Source organism: Gilliamella bombicola, assembly GCF_900094945.1.
Classification (GTDB): Bacteria; Pseudomonadota; Gammaproteobacteria; order Enterobacterales; family Orbaceae; genus Gilliamella; species Gilliamella bombicola.
The window spans coordinates 253,744-272,377 of the sequence record NZ_FMAQ01000001.1 but is presented as its reverse complement, the minus strand read 5'-3'; the positions used below and the strand labels follow the sequence as shown (position 1 = coordinate 272,377).

The following is an 18,634-nucleotide window of genomic DNA, read 5'->3' as shown; positions in this document are numbered from 1 at the left end:
ATAAAAATAAAATTAAGAATAGAGGTTTTTATTCATGGAACTTTTAAATATTCTTTGGGTTATCCTAGGGATAGGATTAATGTTAGTTTTAAATATTCGCTTTAAAATAAACTCAATGGTTGCATTATTAGCTGCTGCAATATTCGTCGGTTTGATGGCTAGGATGGATTTATTGAGCATTCTTAAAACGATTAAATCAGGGTTTGGTGGAACACTTGGCGAATTAGCTATTATTGTCGTATTTGGTGCTGTGATTGGTAAATTAATGGTTGATTCTGGCGCAGCTCATCAGATTGCTCAAACGCTATTGAAAAAATTAGGCATTAAATATGTAAAAATAGCCATTATTATTATGGGGCTTATATTTGGTTTAGCGATGTTTTATGAAGCGGCATTCATAATTTTAGCACCGCTGGTGATCGCATTAGCCAAAGAGGCTAAAATCCCATTTTTAAAATTAGCTATACCTGGCGTTGCGGCGGCAACAACTGCTCACTCTTTATTTCCACCACAACCAGGACCTGTTGCACTAGTGAATTCATATAATGCTGATATGGGAATGGTCTATATTTATGGGTTAATTGTTGCGATTCCTTCTGTCATTTTTGCTGGACTGATTCTTCCTAAATTTTTAGGTAATCTGGAAAGACCCACACCTCAATTTTTACAATCTGAAAATCCTGTTGATGAAAATAATCTTCCTTCTTTTTTTACATCAATTACTGTTCCCTTGATCCCAGCTTACATTATGATTGCAACGACAATAGCAAATATATGGTTAGAAAAAGGAACAATTACTTATTCTGTTCTTAATTTTATCGGTTCATCTCAAATTGCCATGTTTATTGCAATGATCGCCGCATTTATATTATTTGGAAAAAAACTTAATCACTCAATGGAATGGGTTATGCATTCTTTTGATAATGCGGTAAAAGGTATTGCAATGGTGGTATTAATTATCGGGGCTGGTGGTGCACTAAAACAAATTATTATTGATACTGGAATTGGTGATGTTATTGGACAATTAATGTCAACAGGGGGCGTATCACCATATATTATGGCATGGTTAATTACAGTGTTAATTCGTTTAGCTACAGGGCAAGGTGTTGTTTCTGCAATGACAGCAGCGGGAATCATTGGCGCAGCAGTTATTGATCCAACAACAGGCGTTATGAATGGAGTTAACCCTGCACTACTCGTGCTTGCAACTGCAGCTGGCTCTAATACGTTAACTCATATCAATGATGCTTCATTTTGGTTATTTAAAGGTTACTTTGATTTATCGATTAAAGATACTTTAAAAACATGGGGCTTATTAGAATTAGTTAATTCAATTGTTGGCTTAACTGTTGTACTTATCATAAGTATTATTGCTTGATTGTCCTTTCTTAAAAAGATTAACTGCAAAATGTAGCAGTTAATCTTTATTATTTTTAATAAAGAAATCTTTATCAAACTGTAAATATATTTTTTAAACAGGACATTTTTAATGAAATGAGGTAAATTATTGAGATTGAGTTGTTAATTTATACAGGATTAGTTGACTTATTTTTTATTAGGAAGTAAATATAAAATATGCGTTATAATGAGCCAAAAATGTTATCATCAATCTTATCTCAAGAGTCGTGTTTATCTGAGATAAAAGATAGAACATTTGCATTAAGTAAATTAAGCAATATTGTCAATGAGCTGTTACCGTCTTTATTGAAACAACAATGTCGGGTTGCTAATTATCGTCAAGGTGTGCTTGTTCTTGAAGTCAGTTCTGCGAGCTGGTTAACTAGATTAAAATATGAACAAAGCAATTTAATATCTGAGATACGGAAAAATATTTTACCCTCCTTATCTTCTATCCAATATCAGATTAACCCAAATATTTCGACCAAGTTGTCACAGTGCCATTGTCAGGTATCTAAATTATCTTTACTTTCGAGTGTTATGACCCCAAAAAGTGCAATGTTTTTATATGCATTAGCGGAAAATGCACCAGATAAGTTAAAAAAACAATTGATAAAACTTGCTAACCATGCAAAATAAATGCTGATAATTGGATTTCAATTTTATAAAATTATATATCTAAAGGATATAAGGAGTGAATGATGGATAAAGATATGCTTACTTATCTTGTAATCGGATTAATAATTGGTTTTATTATTGGTTCTATTTTTATAAGTGTTATTAGCCCTAAGGCTCGTAAATATGCCAAAGTTAAACAAGAACTAGATCAAACAAAAGATGAATTAATAGCGCAAAAACAAATGATAGCTAAACATTTTTCTCACAGTGCTGAGATATTGGATAATATGGCTAAAGAGTTTCGTCGCCTTTATCAACATATGGCAGAAAATTCTAATCAATTTATGGATAGAGAGAACGTCCCAACTTTGGATTTTGATTCTGATTCTAACGAGAATTTAGTCGAAAAAAAAGAAATTACATTTGATAAGCAACCTAGAGATTATTCTGATAATCCTTCTGGTTTATTTAAAGCAGATGAAAATAAGTCTTAACTATTATACTGTTATTCTTCGCTCATCAATAACGAAGCATTTTTATATAGATTAACTTTTTGTAAAAGAGAGAGTTATAAAATGATTGATTCATTAAAAAAACAAAAAAAATTGTTAAGCATTTTAGCATTAAGTGTAGGTGTCAGTTTAACTGTACTTCCGAATGCTTATGCCTCTTTTCCTTCTATTCCAACCGATAATAATGCACAGCAACCAAGTTTAGCCCCTATGCTGGAAACTGTCTTGCCTTCAGTTGTTAGTATTAAAGTTGAGGGCACTGCACAAATGCAAAATAATATGCCGGAAGAATTTAGACGGTTTTTTGGTTATCCTGATAACCAATCAAGAGCGTTTACAGGTGAAGGCTCTGGTGTGATTATTGATTCCGAAAAGGGCTATATTGTTACCAATAATCATGTTATTGATAATGCGGATAAAATTACAGTTGTTCTAAATGATGGACATGAATTTAAAGCAAAACTAATCGGTAAAGATCCACAAAGTGATATTGCATTACTTAAAGTTGATGACGCAAAAAAATTAACAGCGATTAAATTGGCCGATTCTGATAATTTGCGTGTTGGGGATTATGCCGTTGCTATTGGTAACCCATTTGGTATTGGTCAAACTGTTACTTCGGGGATTATTTCAGCTTTGGCCCGCAGTGGGCTTAATATGAATGGTTTTGAAAATTTTATTCAAACAGATGCATCAATTAACCAAGGAAATTCTGGTGGAGCACTTGTCAATTTAAAAGGTGAACTCGTTGGAATTAATACAGCGATTATTGCGCCAAGCGGTGGTAATGTTGGGATTGGCTTTGCTATTCCTAGTAATATGGTAAAAAGTTTAACTTCACAGCTGATTGAATTTGGTGAAGTAAAACGTGGTGTGCTTGGTATCAAAGGTAATGAGTTGACATCAGATATAGCAAAAGCGTTTGATGTTGATGTTCAAAAAGGTGCCTTTGTTAGCGAAGTTATTGATAATTCAGCCGCACAAGCTGCAGGAATTAAATCTGGCGATATTATTGTTTCGATGGATGGTAAGGCCATTGATAGTTTTGCTGAATTACGAGCAAAAATTGCAACAACTGGAGCAGGGCGAACTGTACAGTTAGGTTTAATTAGAGATGGTAAACAAATGACCGTTAGTGTGAAATTGAAAAATAGTGATGAATCGTCTACTGAGGCCAAATCACTTCATGCCGCTCTTGATGGTGCAAACTTGAGTAATGGAGAAGTAAAAGGACAAAAAGGGGTATTAATTGAAAGCATTGCTAAAAATTCGCCAGCATCTCGCTTAAGCTTACAAGAAGGTGATCTTATTACAGGTGTTAACAAAGAAAGAGTCAATAACATTGCTGACTTGCGTAAAATGATTGATAGTAAACCTTCAGTTATTGCTTTAAATATTATAAGGGGTGATAGCCGAATTTATCTAATTTTACGCTAATTTCTTATTAAGCTTCAATTTCGCCGATAGCCTTATCGGCGAAAAACATACATATTCACCTTTGATTAGATATGATAAAATCATATCTAATCATTTTCTACCAGAATAATCACACTAATGCTTAAAAAATTTTTGTGGCCAATATTGATTGGTGCAGTGTTAGCCTTTGTATTATTAACTATTTTTCCATCTTTGCGTAATGGAACACAATCTAGTTTTCCAAGATCTATTTTCAATGATGATCCGCTGAGTTACTCTGATGCCGTTAAAATCGCAGCCCCAGCAGTGGTTAATATATATAGCCGCTCCATTAATTCTGTTTCTAAGCAGTCACAAGATAGTGCTATAACACCATTAGGATCAGGCGTGATTATGAGTGAGCAGGGTTATATTATCACTAATTATCATGTTGTTGATGGTGCTGAACAAATCATTGTTGCGTTGCAAGATGGGCGAATTTTTGAGGCGCTTTCGGTTGGTTCTGATAAGCTAGTTGATATTGCTGTGTTAAAAATTGAAGCAACTAACATCCCAACTATATCTATTAATCCTCGGCGTGAACCAAAGATTGGGGATGTTGTTTTAGCTATAGGGAATCCTTACAATATAGGGCAAACTATTACACAAGGTATTATCAGTGCAACGGGTCGTGATGGGTTAAGTCCATACAGAAGACAAAATTTTATTCAAACTGACGCATCAATAAATCATGGTAATTCAGGGGGAGCATTAGTTAATAGCAAAGGTGAACTAATGGGGATTAACACTCTTACCTTTGCAAAAAATCTAGGTAACGAAGTTCCTGAAGGAATAGGATTTGCGATTCCTACAGCTTTAGCTGTTAAAATTATGAATAAATTGATTCGGGATGGCAAAATTATTCGTGGTTATATTGGTATTGATGGATTAGAATTTGCGCCAACTCAAAATCCAAGTGATATGCCAATTGTATTAGGTATTTTAGTAACTAATGCTGAAGGTCCGTCATTACAAGCCGGTATACAAGCTAATGATATCTTGATTATGGTAAATCATCAGCCAGTTAAATCCATTGTTGAAACAATGGATCAAATTGCCGAGTTGAAACCGGGTACGATTGTCCCCATTATTGTATTGCGGAATGGTGAAAAGGTTGAATTACAAGTAACAATAGGGCAATTACCCGTTTAATTTGTCTTTTTATGGCTTGATTATTTAACCTTTAAGGCATATAATTCGCAACCTTATCATGTTTTTTAACACTCGTATGGTGTATAGATTTTGCTTTTAGCCATTTATATAGCGATACGAACAAACTTTAGAGGTTTATTATGAAAGAAGGTATCCATCCAGAATATACTGCAATTAATGCAACTTGCTCTTGTGGTAACGTGATTAAAACTCATTCAACTATTGGTCATGATATTCATCTTGACGTATGTGGTGAGTGTCACCCATTTTATACAGGTAAACAACGTGATGTTGCAACTGGCGGACGTGTAGATAAATTTAAACAACGTTTTGCTATGGTTGGTGGTAAAAAATAATATTGCGATAAGCAATAACTAAAAAGGCGCTTAATGCGCCTTTTTGTTTTTTTAGAAAATGTGAATATTGATAAAACAATAATTTTACTCATCAATGAAATCTGGATCGATACCTAAATTGCGCATCATTTTTTGTGTTTTCATTGGGATGCCATCTTCACGGTCTTTTTGCAAATCTTCATCACAAGGTAAAGGTTGGCCCGTATAAGCATGAAGGAAAGCCTCACACAATAATTCACTATTTGTGGCATGGCGTAAATTATTCACTTGTCTACGAGTACGCTCATCAGTTAAAATTTTCAATACTTTAAGTGGAATTGACACTGTAATTTTTTTTACTTGCTCACTTTTTTTACCATGCTCTGCATAAGGGCTTATGTATTCGCCATTCCATTCCATCATTGTTCACCAAAAAAAATACATCACAAATAATATGGGTAATTTTATCGTTTTTTTCATATTACTGCAATCTATACACCAAGACAGTTAGACGTCTAGACATGTTGACGTCTTTTTTTAATGTGTTATGCTTACAAGACTAATTTTATATTAAAAGTATTGTTTGAGGGCATTATCATGACTATTCAAACTAAAAATTTAAGTCAGGGGACTATTGCAGTTCGTGGTGGATTAAATACCGATAAACAATATGGAAGTGTCGTGCCTGTTATCACACCATCTACTTGTTATCGCTATGAAGAATTTGCTAAGCCAAGGGAGTTTGATTACGGTCGAAAAGCAAACCCTAGCCGTCGTTTGGTTGAGCAAACGATTGCAAAATTAGAAGGTGGCGTTGATGCTATTTTAACAAATTGCGGTATGTCAGCGATTCATTTAATCAGTGTTGCATTATTGACGCCTAATGATTTAGTCGTTGCACCGCATGATTGCTATGGAGGTAGCTATCGCCTTTTTAATAGTTTAAGTCAACGAGGCTATTTTAAAGCTAAATTTGTAGATCAGTCAGATCCTGAGGCATTAAAAGAAGCACTCAGTTTACGTCCAAAACTGGTACTAATTGAAACACCAAGCAACCCTTTATTACGAGTTGTAGATATTAAGAAAATTGCAGAGCAAGCTCATAAAGTTGGGGCGTTAGTTTTAGTTGATAACACCTTTATGACGCCTATTTTACAACAACCTTTAGCACTTGGTGCTGATATTGTTACTCACTCTTGTACCAAATTTTTAAATGGTCATTCCGATTTACTGGCAGGTATTTTAGTATTTAAAGATCAAAATCTTTTTACTGATGTATTATGGTGGGCCAATAATATTGGTACGATGACTTCATCATTTGATAGTTATCTCTTGTTACGAGGATTACGTACACTTTCCGCTCGAGTACAGTTACAACAAGATAATGCGCAAAAAGTCGTAGAGTTTTTAGTCAATCACCCGAAGGTCGCCAACGTTTATCATCCATCTTTATTTTCAAACCTTGGACATGATATAGCTAAAAAACAACAAAAAGGCTTTGGTTCGTTACTCAGTTTTGAATTAGCTGGCGATGCTAATGTCATGCCCGCTTTTTTAAAAGCGCTCAATATTTTCACTTTAGCCCAATCTCTCGGTGGAGTTGAAAGCCTTGTGTGCCACCCTGCAACAATGACACATTCAGGCATTAGTGCTGAAGCACGAAAAACGGCGGGGATTTCAGATCAATTATTACGTATTTCTGTTGGGTTAGAAGATATCACCGATTTACTTTCAGATTTGGAACAAGCATTGGAACAAGTCTAATTTAGACTTAAGTCTCATCTATACTTGGCTGTTTGGATTAATGAAATATGATTATTTCATTAATCTTACTTCTTGCCATATTTTGGATATAACTTAACGTACTGATACGCCAAAATAGTCTTTCATCTTATTTTCAATGGCAGAAAAAATCTCATCGATAGTATGTTTTTTACTTCGACTACATATTTTTGCGATATCTTGGCAGATTAAACATTGTCTTGATGGATGATCAAATTTAGCGCGTGAAATACTTTGTTGTGTAATTGGATCAATCACATCAATATCCCATAGTCGACCTAACGGATGGTTGTCTTCTATATCAATACAGCATTGTTTTAGTGTATCGGCAGAGCATTTTGCTGAAATAATTGCTTCATAGCCAGTGATATTATGAAAATGAGATTCATGTACTAATGGAATTGCATTTTTTGATAAGGCTTTGTGTATAGCGGTGATTGCTTCTTTAAATAACCGATTTGCACCACTACTATTTTTTATTGGACCGGGGATAACTAAACTTAGCGAAATAAGCGGATAATGGTAAAGATTTATTGCATTTTGTTGGTTTTGCACCCGTCTTTCTTTAGCCAATAGCATCTGTTCAAGTGTAATTGGCGTACCATCATCGAATTTTATTAATATATTATTCATAGTAAAAGATATAAATAGCATGACATCTGATAATGTCATGCTATCTGTGGTTAATTAGTCTTTAACTTGACGAACCACATCAATGATTGAGCCATCACGGAAATGGACAACACCAACGATTTTATCGTTAAATTCGATTGGTTTTGGTTCTCCAGTTAACGAAACAGCACGTTGATATAGTTCTTCAATGCTCATGACTGGCAAATTAGCTGCTTTTAGTCGCTCTGCAATTTCAGGACGAGCAGGATTAACTGCTATACCATGGTCAGTAACAAGAACATCGACACTTTCACCTGGTGTAACAACCGTTGTGACTTTCTTAATCACTGTAGGGATTCGGCTACGGATTAATGGAGCAACAATAATGGTTAAATTTGCACCAGCGGCAGTATCACAGTGACCACCAGATGCACCACGCATAACGCCATCAGAACCCGTTAATACATTCACATTGTAATCAAGGTCAATTTCTAAGGCACTTAAAATAACGATATCAAGTTCATCAACACTTGCACCTTTTGATGCAGGGTTTGCATAAACATTGGTTGACACTTCAATATGATCTTTATTTTTACCTAAAGATTGTCCGGCGGTGCCATCAAAGCTTTGAGTATCTAATAAGCGTTTAACCAAACCTTTTTCATGAAGATCAACAATACTTGCGGTAATACCACCTAATGCAAATGATGCCGTAATATTTTTTGCGCGCATACGATTTTCAAGGAAACGCGTTGCTGCAGTTGATGACGCACCAGAACCGGTTTGAATAGAAAAACCATCTTTAAAATAACCAGAATACTCAATAACATCTGCTGCATAACGTGCAATCATCAGTTCACGAGGGTTACTAGTAATACGAGCAGCACCGACACTAATTTTAGTTGGATCGCCAACCTCATCAACTTTCACAATATAGTCGACTTGATCTTGACGGATACTTGCTGGATGGTTAGGGTAACCAACGATATCTTCAGTAAGTAATACTACTTTCTTCGCAAATTGCGCATCAACCATAGCATAACCAAGTGCACCACATTGTGATTTACCTGATACACCATTCGCGTTACCTTGCTCATCGGCAGTTGAAACCGCTAAAAATGCGATATCAATATTAATTTCACCGCTTTGAATAAGTTTTACACGTCCACCATGAGAATGGATATGAACAGGATTATCCATTAAACCGTGTGAAATCGCATCAGCCAATTTACCACGTAAACCTGATGTATAGATTTTAGTGATCACACCAGATTCAATATGAGGAATAAGTGCTGAGTTACAACTTAATAGGGAACTTGATGCCAATGTTAGGTTTTTAATTCCTAATTTGCTAATCGTTTCAACTACTTTGTTGATAACTTTATCGCCTTCACGGAATGCATGATGGAAAGAAATAGTCATACCATCACGTAATTCACATTTATGGATTGCTTGTTCGATAGAGTCACACAATTTACGCGTATATTTAGACTCATCTTTTAAATAAGGAGTCGTAGCGTTAGCGTCAATAAATGGCGTGATATTTTTGAGATCTGGATGCTGTTTAAGCAAATCATCAATTTTTTTATTTATAGAAGTCATCATTTTAATCCTATCAAATTTCTTTACGTACACCGGAATATTTTGCTAACTCAATTACTTTTCTAGCACGAGCAATAATCGGTGCATCAATCATTTTGCCATTTAGAGAAATCACGCCAAGGCCTTTTCTTTCACCTTCTTCAGCTGCTTCAACCACTTTTTGGGCATTTTCAACTTCAGCGGCTGTTGGCGCATAAGCATTGTGTAACAGTTCAATTTGTCGTGGATTGATAAGTGATTTACCGTTATAACCAAGTTTTTTGATTAGGCTAACTTCTTTTAAGAAACCTTCATCATCATTAACATTTGAATACACCACATCGAAGGCATCAATGCCAGCTACACGCGCAGCATGTAAAACAGCGCAGCGAGCATAAAATAACTCGGTACCATCGCCACGTTCAGTTTGCATATCAACAAGATAGTCAAATGCAGCTAGTGCAATACCAATTAAACGTGGGGAAGATTGAGCAATAGAAACGGCATTAACAACGCCTTGAGCGGATTCAATTGCGGCCATTAATTTAGTACTACCTACTTCACGGCCACACTCTTTTTCAATTCTTGCAACGTGTGCCTCTAGCTCATGAATATCTTCAGCACTGTTAGTCATCGGTAAACGTACTACATCAACACCAGCTCTTACCACTGCTTCAAGGTCTTTTAAACCAAATGGAGTATTCAGGGCGTTAATTCGCACTACTGTTTCAATTCCGTGCTCTTTATAAACAGGAAGGAGCAATGTTTGTGCTACCAATAAGCGTGCGGAGTCTTTTTCTTTAATTGAAACTGCATCTTCAAGGTCAAACATAATTGAATCAGGCTTATAAACAAAAGATGTTGATAACATTGCCGCGTTTGCGCCTGGAAGAAATAACATACTTCGACGTAATTTTTTCATAGTAATTTACTCCAATCTAAGTTTTCTTCTTCTGCGCCACGTAATACTGCACATTGAATTCTTGCTTTGATAGCGCAATCAAGAGCGCCTTTATCATCAATAATAATTAAGCCATCTGTTACGTTCAGATCTTGTAATGTTTGCTCAACTACAGCGCGAATTTGATCGCCGAATTGTTTATTAACATCGCTATTAATAACAATTTCAACCCCGGTATTAGGCATGACTTTGACTAACAAATCGCTTGATTCGAGAGTCCCTGCCATGGCTTCTTTTTGTATTTTCATTTTTTTACCTTTTAAAATGTATTAAATTTTAAATTTATCTAAATTAGCTGAAAGGTAATCCCATGTTGTTGATGGAACTAACTTTTTTATCTCTTCATATTGATTGTAAGCCAATAACTTTCTTACCAGTGAAGCTGATATGATAGTATCTCCTTCAGTTTTTCGTTCAACCTCAACAACGGTAATAGGCGAATAATGGCTGACAGTATTATCCTCTAGCCAATAACGCATTGCTTCATTATAAGCCTTAGTAACTTCATCATAAGGCTCAGTTCCAACGAATCTGTGGGTTATATTAAGCGTTGGCGCAATATAATTTCGGAATATAAGGAGATCGATACCCATATAAGCGCGATCTATTTTTGCCTTATCTTTTAGAAAATAAGTAGGAAATGTTGCTCTTGATATAATATAAGGTGAACTTGCATGCACTGTAACATTGTTTATCTGCTTCGTGCCATCTTTAACTAACTTTAAGCGTGTATCAAATGAAAATAGTGATGCATTTTCATTGACGACAAAAACATGCAACCAGTCACATTGACTGGCAGCGTATTGCACAAGATATTGATGACCTTTAGTAAAAGGATTGGCATTCATCACAATACTACCAATCTTTTTTCCGTCTTTTTGCTGTGTGTGCAGTTGTTTACAGTAGTGTTTTATGCCAACAGGATTATTTTCCATTAGGACAACAAGATCTGTTATTTCAACAAGAGGATAAAAACCACATCCTTTAAAAAAATCTATATTTTCAGGTTTTGTATATAAAAAAAGATGAAAATAGCCATTTTCGTTAGCATATTTTATGGTGTGATCCATTAATGTTAGATTAAGTTGATTACCTCGATATTCAGAATCAACAGCAACACATTTTATAATGTTACGATCAATTCCTGCACAAGCAATAATTTTGTTGCTCATTTTAGCTACCATGAAAATGGTAACTTGTGAATCTAAATCAAGATCATATTGTGATAATAATTGCTTAATTTCTTGACAGTTTTGATCTGATTTAGAAATATCGACAACGGTATAATCAACTGAATCGTACATAAATTTACCTTTTTTCAGCTACCACATAATTAGTTAAACGGCCAATTCCAGAAATTTCAACTTCTATTGTATCACCATCTTTCATAAATACGGGAGGATTACGTTTTTTACCTACACCACCAGGTGAACCGGTCAAAATCACATCGCCCGGTGACAAATGGGTAAAGGTACTAATATAAGCAATTAATTCGGGAACAGTATGCACTAGATTTTTGATTGAATCATGTTGCATTTCTTGACCGTTTAAATAAGTTGCTAATGTTAAAACTTTAGGATCTGGAATTTCATCCGCGGTAGTTAAACATGGACCAAATGCACCTGTATTTGGCCAGTTTTTACCTGCGGTAAACCAAGTATACTGCCAATCGCGGATTGAGCCATCCATATAGCAACTATATCCTGCCACATATGATAAAGCTTCTTCTTGGCTAATACGAAAACCCGCTTTACCAATGATAATGGCTAACTCGCCTTCATAATCTAATTCATTAGTGATAGCTGGTTTTATAATATTAGTCTTATTTCCTGTTTGAGAATCAGGAAAGCGAATAAATAGAGTTGGCGCTGAACTGGTTTCATTAAATTCTGCTCGTTTTTCAGCATAATTCATACCAACACATAAAATTTTGTTTGGATTTGGGATTACAGGTAAGTAAGTAATGTCTTGCTCGTTAATGTCACTTGCGGCATCAAGATAGGTTTTAGCAATAGCTAGTCCTTCGTCATCGGCAAGTAGCGATTTTAAGTCAACGTATTTATCGTCTAATTTTTTTCTTAAATCAACAATACCGTTGTGAGTAAGAAGACCAAAACTTGCTCTACCAGAGACAAGATAACTGACAAGCTTCATGAAAACTCCTTAAAAGCTGTTTGTGTAATTGTAAATATAAAATAAAAATGAACAACCTTAGTATAAACTAAGGTTGTTCTTTAATGTGTAAAGTCTATACTAAGAAATTGCCGAGAATAAGTAATGATACTGAAACATTGATTGCACCACCAATACGCGTTGCAATTTGTGCAAATGGCATTAATTCCATACGTTCAGCTGCAGTCAAGATAGCAACGTCACCTGTTCCGCCTTGACCACTTTGACAACAAGAGATAACCGCCGCATCAACTGGATACATACCTAATCTTTTAGCAACAAAGAAACCAGTTGTTACTAAACTTACCACTGTACAAACGATAACAGTCAAATTTGTTAACGTAAAGGCAGAAATAATTTTATCCCAAGGCGTGATTGCCACACCAACTGCGAATAAAATTGGATAGGTAACAGACGTTTGGAAAAATTTATAAACAACTTGCGAACCACTTAATACTTTAGGTGAAACACCTGAAATTAGTTTAACAAAAACTGCTGCAAATAGCATACCCACTGGAGCAGGAATACCGGTTGCTTTATGACCGATCATACCAATCATATAAAGAATCGCAGCTAATAATACACCTGATGCAAATGTTGTTACATCAATGACAGATTCAGTTTTAGTAGCTTTTTGATCTGTCGCCTCATCGTCAGCTGATGCTGGTAATAAACGACCGTTACCTGTTAAGTGTGGATAAGCTTTACCAATACGGTTAAGAATACCACCACAAATAATACCAGTTAAACCACCTAACATAACGATTGGTAACACACGACCTAACGCTTCACCTTGATTCATATGTAAAATTGCCGCATAACCGATTGAAAGTGGAATAGCACCTTCACCAACACCACCAGCCATAATAGGTAGAACTAAGAAAAAGAATGTATCAAACGGCGTTAAACCTAGTAAATAACCAACGCCAACACCAACTAACATACCAACGATTTCACCGCACACCATTGGTCCGAAAATTTTTAAGAATCCTTGGATAAGTGTTTTTTTATCCATGTTCATGATACTACCAACGATGATACAACAAATGTATAAATAAAGAATATGTGTATCTTTATAGAATTTTGTTGTTGCTTCAACAATTGGTGTTGGCAAAATACCATAATAAACAAGTGCTGACGGGATAAATGTTGCACAAATTGCTGCTGCGCCCATTTTACCTACAATTGGTAAGCGTTTACCAATTTCACCACATAAGAAACCAAAGAAACCACAAGCGACTATCATTACAACGATTTCGCTAGGTAATTTACCTGTTACGGCCACTTCAGCAAAAATAAGAATGCCAGCAATAATGAATAATGGAAGCGGGATAACACCGATTTTATAGTTATCCATCAGTCGCCACCAATTATATGGCCAACCAGTTAGCTTTTGTTCAAAGGGCTTACTGATTGATTTTTTGCCATTATAGTCCTTTTCAGATGAGTTAAAATTCACCATTATTTTTTTCTCCAAAATGATTTGATTTATTCAAAATTAATGGTGCGTATCTTTACAAAAAATTAATGAAATTTTTGTGATATAAATCATAAATTAACTGTGGTTTTTATGGTTTTAAAGGCTATATGTTTTTTAATGCTGTGTTACACTTATTTCAATTTAATTTGAATAGTAATGTAGAATGCGAAAAAAATTACAGGTATCGTTTGCAACAAAACTTTTTTTATCGCTTTTGTTTTTTTCATTGATCGTTCTTGCGCTGTTACAAAGCTATATTTGGAACACCACCGAAACGAACTTATATAGAAGTTTGGGCGAAAAGGCGCAAATTCAAGCAAAAGAGTTATCTGTTTTACCAAGTTTAATTGAATATGTCAAAGAAAAAGATACAAATAAAATTGCTAATTTAATCACAGAGATATTTGAACAAAGCGACGCAAGTTATATTGTTATTGGCGATGCGAATGCTAATCGTTTATTTCATACGGCTAATAGCCCGTTATACTCGCCAATGGTTGGTGGCGATAATCAAGAGGTTCTTAACGGTAATAGTAGCATCTCCATTAGTGAAGGCTCTCTTGGTTTAGCATTAAGGGGGAAAGCACCAATTATCGATCATGGTAAAATTATCGGCATAGTCTCGGTCGGTTACATGATTGATGGTATTTATGCATTGCATATAAAGCAATTTATACCATTTATCTTTTTTTGCTCCTTATTGTTTTTAGCATTATTTATTTTTTCATATTGCTTTTCAAAAGCAATTAAAAAACAGATGTTTAATTTAGAGCCTAAAGCAATTGCATTATTGGTGAAAAGCCAAAAGTCGATCATGGAATCGATTTTTGAAGGGGTCATTGCAATTGATCTTAATTATAAAATTATCAATATTAACCAATCTGCTCGTACAATGTTAGATATTCAGATAAGTGATGATGAATTACATGAACATGATTTAAGGACATTTGTTAAATCAAGCGATTTTATTTATAAAAATGACAATCAAACTGAAGACATACATGATCATATTTGTTATTTCAACAACATTATTGTCATTGCTAGCAAAGTTCGTGTGGTCATTGATGATAAAACTCAAGGTTGGGTCATTACATTTCGTAATTTTGATGATATTAATATATTAAGTATGCAATTAACACAAGTGACACAATATGTTGATAATTTACGAGCATTAAGGCATGAGCATTTAAACTGGTTGGCAACGTTATCTGGTTTAATTTATATGAAACGGTATGAAGAAGCGCAATCTTTTATCGCGCTACATTCTGCAGATAATCAAAGTAATTTAGATTTTATTTCCGCACATTTTAAGGTACCAGCTGTATGTGGATTACTAATTGGTAAATATGCAAAATCACATGAAATAGGTTTAAATCTACTATTTGATCCTGCATGCCAATTAAGTGCATTACCTTCACTTATCACCGAAACAGAATTTATGTCAATTTTAGGTAATTTGCTTGATAATGCCTTTAATGCCAGTTTAAAAAATGATCATGGCAATAAAACAATTTATTTATATCTTAGTGATGCAACAGATGAAATTGTACTTGAGATCAGTGATCAAGGTTGTGGTATTGATGAAAATATTCGTGATTCCATTTTTGAACCCGGCGTTACATCTCAAGAAGGGAAAGAACATGGCATTGGTTTACACCTTGTTTCAACCTATATCAAAAAGGCCAATGGTTATATTACATTTGAAGATAATACCCCATATGGAACAATTTTTTCTGTATTTATTCCTAAATAATCGAAAGGTAATTGTATGAACGAATTCCAAGAAAACATCATCAAAGTACTGATTGTAGAAGATGAGCCAATATTAGCCGAATTAAATGCAGAGTTTATTCAAAAAGACACAAAAGTCAACGTCATTGGTATCGCATCAAATCTAGAAGAAGCCAAAATAATGGTTGAAAAGCTAAAACCAACCTTAATTTTACTTGATAACTATTTACCAGATGGACAGGGAATAGAATTATTTGAATACATAATCAATAACCACCTAAACAGTTATGTTATTTTTATTACTGCAGCGAGCGACATGGATACTTGCAGCAAAGCGATCCGTTATGGTGCATTTGATTATTTAATTAAACCCGTATCTTACCAACGGCTAAAGCACTCGCTTGAACGTTTTGAGCTCTTTTTATATCGACAAAGCATACAAAAACACGTCAATCAACGCAAAATTGACGAACTTTTTAATTTACAGACCAAAGACTTTGTCAACATGAATCGCCGCTCAAAAGGTATTGAAGAAATCACATTACAAAAAGTAAAAGATCTCTTTATGCAAACCGATAAAGCACTCACCGTTGACGAAATCGTAGAAAAATCCAATATCAGCAAAACAACCGCTAGGCGATATTTAGAATATTGTGTCCAAATTAAATTATTAACTGTCGAACTTAATCACGGAAAAATTGGACGCCCAGAAAGATTATATAGACGATTAGGGAAGTAATCCTTCAAAGAAAGGAATGATATCTATAAAAATTGGTCAGAAAGTCTATTGATTTTATTTAAGTTTTTATTTGGTGGTTGTTAGTAAAAAACCACCAAAACTATTCCCCCTAAAACACACCAAAAAAATCTCAACCTTAACTCTTTAAAAAACCTTACAAATTTTTAATAAAAAAACTAGTACATTATTTTTCAACCGACTATAGTCTAAGTGCTTTTAAAGCAAAGAAGTGTTCGTTAATTGAACTGGCTATTATAAAAAACACCAATAAAACAAAAACTACCTAACAAGGCAATCGAAATGCGCTATCATGGATGGAACCAAACCTACGCCCTAAGTCTTTTTCAATATCACCGTAGTCTGAAACAGACTTCATCCTCATTATCGAAACCATCTAGCTTGGCGCCATCGTCTGGGTTATCATCGAGATTCAAGCTTTTATCCCCCTTATCAAAGTTTTCATTGGCCTTTGCGGGGTTGTTGTTATTGCCGTGTTCGTTTAGTACACATGCGTTATCGACTTATACATCAAAGGTTATTGAAGGTAGTGCACCGTATTTAACGTTTGATGGGGGGCGAATTAAAGCGACTTCCACAGATAGTTTATTGTCTATTAAGTTGCAGGATGGTCGGGTTATCAGGCCATCAACTAATACATCAAGTGCAGCAAATCCAATAAGATTACCTTATGCAGGAAGTACTTTGGGAGATATAGATATGTTAATCCCATCATCAGTGAATTCAGTGAGTCTAAGTGATTTGGTCACTAGATATAATTATTGGGGAGATGATGATGGAGATGGACAGGGTGCAAATGGCATAACGGCGACGGGGAGTATATCGGTAAGTTTCACTGACAAGAATGGCCATACAGTAAGTCGTAGCGACACATTAGATATATGTGATGCGCCTTATAAAGTAACATTAAGTAGTACTGGAGGCAGCTTAGCTACACAGTATGGCGTGCCGAATAGTAGGATTTTTAGAGGTAGTTCAGCGGTGTATTATATCAACCTGAATTCACAACAGCCTAAAATTTGTTACGCAAGGCCGGATTTGAAATTTGGCTCTTATTCCTATGGCGATGACCTTCATTACGCTGGCCCGGCTAACATTTGGAACCGGAAGAAGGGTTTTTTAGTTCAATCAACCAGTTCGTCATCTTACAGTCGTAATTTTCCTACTACGGCTGCTGATGGTTTGTATTTTGATTTAGATATAGCGGGAGTAGATGGAGGTCAGTTGACATGGTCTTCTGCTTCTCATGGTGGGATAACGGCTACAGTGAGTTGGACAAGACCACATTCAGGCACATTCATCCCGCCAGGTGGACAGCCCATAGAAGCCGATAGTTGGATTACTGATAAATCCAAGAATGTAACGCGGGTGACGATCATTGGTCCTAAGGCGGATAGCTCTCGAATACAATCAAGTAATCCTAGCTCACTAACCGTACCCTCTTTACCACAGACCTTTGAGTTGGTGGGTAGGGATAATCGCGGTAATGAGGTGAAGTACGGATTTGTGTTGAGGCAGTGGTTTATCAATAGAAGGAATAAAATGGAGACTTTATCTAATCAAATATCTTGGTGTAATCGTTTGGGTTATCGACTTCCTAAGGTTAATGATTTGACTAACGCGAAGTGTGGTGTAGATAATAGTTGGTTCTCATGTATACATGGTATAGATGGTACTACGCCATCTTCAGGTGGTAATTATTACCAGCGTCACATTGGTGCAGGTTTTTTCACGGAGTGGGGACTCATGTACAATTACGTTGATGCGGGCTTCGTTGTCAGCTACTATTGGGCTGGCGACATATCAGGCCCTGTCAGCCGAGCCAGTGCGTACGATGGCAGAATCTACGTCTATGCCCATGACCATAGCCAATCTTATACAGAACTTGCTGTTTGTACCACACCTTAGTTTAGTCCTTCGGCTTAAGGGGAAGATGGTGCAAATAAAGGACGATTTTTAAACAAAAATCGGTCAGAAAAGGTATTGATTTTATTAAAGTTTTTCTGGCTATTTTTTAACAAAAACCGCCTAACAAAAACACAACAACTCATCCCAAAAAAGATGGTTATGTTATTTGTCTTATTCCGG

Annotated in this window: 18 protein-coding genes; 10 read left to right on the top strand and 8 right to left on the bottom strand. The window is 35.4% G+C overall.

From position 1 onward, the window contains the following. Positions 1-34: 34 nt before the first annotated feature. The 6 genes from gntP (at position 35) to rpmE (ending at position 5,491) form a co-directional block, all read left to right on the top strand. The gene (gene gntP / locus GA0061081_RS01345) at positions 35-1,378 is read left to right on the top strand and encodes a gluconate permease GntP (RefSeq protein WP_091346361.1); all 1,344 of its coding nucleotides are present in this window, start codon (positions 35-37) and stop codon (positions 1,376-1,378) included. 218 nt (positions 1,379-1,596) lie between these two features. Then, positions 1,597-2,037, top strand: a complete 441-nt coding sequence (locus tag GA0061081_RS01340; protein ID WP_167349271.1) for a DUF721 domain-containing protein — start codon at positions 1,597-1,599, stop codon at positions 2,035-2,037. 59 nt (positions 2,038-2,096) lie between these two features. After that, positions 2,097-2,510 (top strand): Z-ring associated ZapG family protein, encoded by a 414-nt coding sequence (locus GA0061081_RS01335; RefSeq protein ID WP_091346357.1) that lies wholly within the window; start codon positions 2,097-2,099, stop codon positions 2,508-2,510. Between the two features lie 81 nt (positions 2,511-2,591). Then, positions 2,592-3,965 (top strand): Do family serine endopeptidase, encoded by a 1,374-nt coding sequence (locus GA0061081_RS01330; RefSeq protein ID WP_091346355.1) that lies wholly within the window; start codon positions 2,592-2,594, stop codon positions 3,963-3,965. Positions 3,966-4,082: 117 nt separating this feature from the next. Further along, the gene (gene degS / locus GA0061081_RS01325; RefSeq protein ID WP_091346353.1) at positions 4,083-5,135 is read left to right on the top strand and encodes an outer membrane-stress sensor serine endopeptidase DegS; all 1,053 of its coding nucleotides are present in this window, start codon (positions 4,083-4,085) and stop codon (positions 5,133-5,135) included. A gap of 140 nt (positions 5,136-5,275) precedes the next feature. Next, on the top strand, positions 5,276-5,491 hold the full coding sequence (gene rpmE / locus GA0061081_RS01320; RefSeq protein WP_065636780.1) for a 50S ribosomal protein L31: 216 nt from the start codon (positions 5,276-5,278) through the stop codon (positions 5,489-5,491). A gap of 84 nt (positions 5,492-5,575) precedes the next feature. Here the strand turns inward: rpmE and metJ are convergent, their stop codons facing one another. Further along, positions 5,576-5,893 (bottom strand): met regulon transcriptional regulator MetJ, encoded by a 318-nt coding sequence (gene metJ, locus GA0061081_RS01315; protein WP_091346351.1) that lies wholly within the window; start codon positions 5,891-5,893, stop codon positions 5,576-5,578. A gap of 174 nt (positions 5,894-6,067) precedes the next feature. Between metJ and metB the strand changes: the two genes are divergently transcribed. Continuing rightward, a complete protein-coding gene (gene metB / locus GA0061081_RS01310; protein ID WP_091346348.1) occupies positions 6,068-7,234 on the top strand; it encodes a cystathionine gamma-synthase in 1,167 nt (388 codons plus the stop codon). Between the two features lie 93 nt (positions 7,235-7,327). Here metB and citX read toward each other — a convergent pair whose 3' ends face one another. From citX to GA0061081_RS01275, 7 genes are all read right to left on the bottom strand, one after another. Further along, positions 7,328-7,924, bottom strand: a complete 597-nt coding sequence (gene citX, locus GA0061081_RS01305) for a citrate lyase holo-[acyl-carrier protein] synthase (RefSeq protein WP_091346346.1) — start codon at positions 7,922-7,924, stop codon at positions 7,328-7,330. A 15-nt stretch (positions 7,925-7,939) separates the two neighbouring features. Next, entirely contained in the window at positions 7,940-9,469 is a 1,530-nt protein-coding gene (citF, locus tag GA0061081_RS01300) for a citrate lyase subunit alpha (protein ID WP_237410337.1), read from the bottom strand. Positions 9,470-9,479: 10 nt separating this feature from the next. Next, the gene (gene citE, locus GA0061081_RS01295) at positions 9,480-10,367 is read right to left on the bottom strand and encodes a citrate (pro-3S)-lyase subunit beta (RefSeq protein ID WP_091346342.1); all 888 of its coding nucleotides are present in this window, start codon (positions 10,365-10,367) and stop codon (positions 9,480-9,482) included. After that, positions 10,364-10,654 carry a citrate lyase acyl carrier protein gene (gene citD / locus GA0061081_RS01290; RefSeq protein ID WP_091346340.1) on the bottom strand — a complete coding sequence of 97 codons (291 nt, stop codon included), beginning with the start codon at positions 10,652-10,654 and terminating at the stop codon, positions 10,364-10,366. Before citD ends, citE begins: the two co-directional genes overlap by 4 nt. 21 nt (positions 10,655-10,675) lie before the next feature. Next, a complete protein-coding gene (citC, locus tag GA0061081_RS01285) occupies positions 10,676-11,710 on the bottom strand; it encodes a [citrate (pro-3S)-lyase] ligase (protein WP_091346338.1) in 1,035 nt (344 codons plus the stop codon). Between the two features lie 4 nt (positions 11,711-11,714). Continuing rightward, positions 11,715-12,560, bottom strand: coding sequence for a fumarylacetoacetate hydrolase family protein (locus GA0061081_RS01280; RefSeq protein WP_091346337.1), 846 nt, complete (start codon positions 12,558-12,560; stop codon positions 11,715-11,717). A gap of 94 nt (positions 12,561-12,654) precedes the next feature. Continuing rightward, complete coding sequence (locus GA0061081_RS01275; RefSeq protein WP_091346335.1) at positions 12,655-14,040, bottom strand: 2-hydroxycarboxylate transporter family protein; 1,386 nt, start codon at positions 14,038-14,040, stop codon at positions 12,655-12,657. 181 nt (positions 14,041-14,221) lie between these two features. On the opposite strand from GA0061081_RS01275, the gene GA0061081_RS01270 reads away from it, so the two are divergent. The 3 genes from GA0061081_RS01270 to GA0061081_RS01260 all read left to right on the top strand — a co-directional run bounded on the left by GA0061081_RS01270 (position 14,222) and on the right by GA0061081_RS01260 (position 18,454). After that, entirely contained in the window at positions 14,222-15,811 is a 1,590-nt protein-coding gene (locus GA0061081_RS01270) for an ATP-binding protein (protein WP_091346333.1), read from the top strand. A gap of 15 nt (positions 15,812-15,826) precedes the next feature. Next, positions 15,827-16,528 (top strand): response regulator, encoded by a 702-nt coding sequence (locus tag GA0061081_RS01265; RefSeq protein WP_091346331.1) that lies wholly within the window; start codon positions 15,827-15,829, stop codon positions 16,526-16,528. Between the two features lie 300 nt (positions 16,529-16,828). Continuing rightward, complete coding sequence (locus GA0061081_RS01260; RefSeq protein WP_091346329.1) at positions 16,829-18,454, top strand: hypothetical protein; 1,626 nt, start codon at positions 16,829-16,831, stop codon at positions 18,452-18,454. Positions 18,455-18,634 lie beyond the last annotated feature (180 nt).